Origin of the sequence: Nonomuraea sp. NPDC048901, assembly GCF_040649695.1 — a bacterium.
Lineage (GTDB): Bacteria > Actinomycetota > Actinomycetes > Streptosporangiales > Streptosporangiaceae > Nonomuraea.
Window position 1 is genome coordinate 1 of record NZ_JBEZFW010000065.1, and the last position, 1,366, is coordinate 1,366.

General features: G+C 67.3%; 2 protein-coding genes. Both read left to right on the forward strand.

Annotation, left to right across the window (positions count from 1 at the left end):
* The first annotated feature begins 47 nt into the window (after positions 1-47).
* Positions 48-416 (forward strand): transposase, encoded by a 369-nt coding sequence (locus tag AB0C30_RS59835; protein WP_357962695.1) that lies wholly within the window; start codon positions 48-50, stop codon positions 414-416.
* Between the two features lie 2 nt (positions 417-418).
* On the forward strand, positions 419-1,336 hold the full coding sequence (locus AB0C30_RS59840; RefSeq protein WP_357962697.1) for an IS3 family transposase: 918 nt from the start codon (positions 419-421) through the stop codon (positions 1,334-1,336).
* Positions 1,337-1,366 lie beyond the last annotated feature (30 nt).

A 1,366-nucleotide genomic window follows, 5' to 3' on the forward strand; every position in this document is an offset into this window, starting at 1 on the left:
TGGCCTTCCCCTCATAGCGTGGAGACCGAACCGGGAGAGGTTTGGTCGTGGCAGCAGTCACGCGGCGGCGCTTTGATCCGGAGTTCCGGGCGGGCGCGGTGCGTATCGTGAAGGAGACCGGCAAACCCGTCGCGCAAGTGGCGCGGGATCTGGGGATCAGTCCGTACACGCTGCACAATTGGGTGCAGATGGATCGGCTCGCCGAGCACTACAACGGCGACGGCGATGGGAGCGGAACGCTGGAGGAGTCCGAGCAGGAAGAGCTGGCCCGGCTGCGGCGGGAGAAGGCCGAGCTGGCCAAGCAGCACGCCCGTGAGAAGGCGGCGTGGGAGAAGGAACGTGCCGAGCTGGAAGACGAGCGTGACGTGCTCAAGCGCTCGGTGGTCTTGTGGGTCAAAGAGGCGATGGGCCGATAAGCGTGGCGGCCTTCATCAGCTCCCAGAAGACCGAGCACGGCATCGACCACGTCACCTCCTGCCGGGCATTAGGCGTGTCGCAGTCTTGGTACTACAAGTGGAAGAACCGCATCGACCAGGACAAGCTGACTACCCGCCAGCGTCGGCGGGCCGATTTGGATGTGGAGATCACCCGCTCGTTCGAGGCGTCCGGCGGCACCTACGGCTCTCCGCGGATCACCCGTGACCTGCACGAGGCGGGCTGGCGGGTGTCGGAGAACACGGTCGCGGGGCGGATGGCCGAGCTCGGCTTGGTCGCTCGCGTGCGCCGCAAGCCGCGCTCGCTGACCCGTCAAGGCAAGCGGGCGGCCGCCCCGGACCTGGTCCGCCGGAGGTTCGCCGCGGTCGCGCCGGACGTGCTGTGGTGCGGCGATGTGACGCAGATCGACACCGACGAGGGCAAGCTCTACCTGGCCACGGTCGAGGACCTGTTCTCCCGGCGGCTACTCGGCTACGCCATGTCCGAGCACCACGACGCCGCGCTGACCAGCGCGTCGCTGCAGATGGCGGTGGCCACCCGCGGCGGCGACATCGACGGCGTGATCTTCCACTCGGATCGCGGCTCGGAATACACTGCGGCCCGTTACCAGGAGCTATGCCGGCGCCTGGGCGTGGTCCAGTCCATGGGCCGCGTGGGCTGCGCGCTCGACAACGCAGCGGCCGAGGCGTTCAACAGCACCCTCAAGGTCGAGTACGTGCACCGCCACCGGTTCCGCACCCGGGCCGAAGCGCGCCTGAAGATCGCCACCTGGATCGCTGACTTCTACAACGCCAGCCGGCGGCACAGCGCCAACGACGGCCTGCCGCCCATCACATTCGAACATCACATGATCGACAAGCGGCAAGCCTCATCCGTCCTGCTGAGGACCGCTGTGGCATAGAACCGTCTCCACGTTTTCGGGGGATTGACA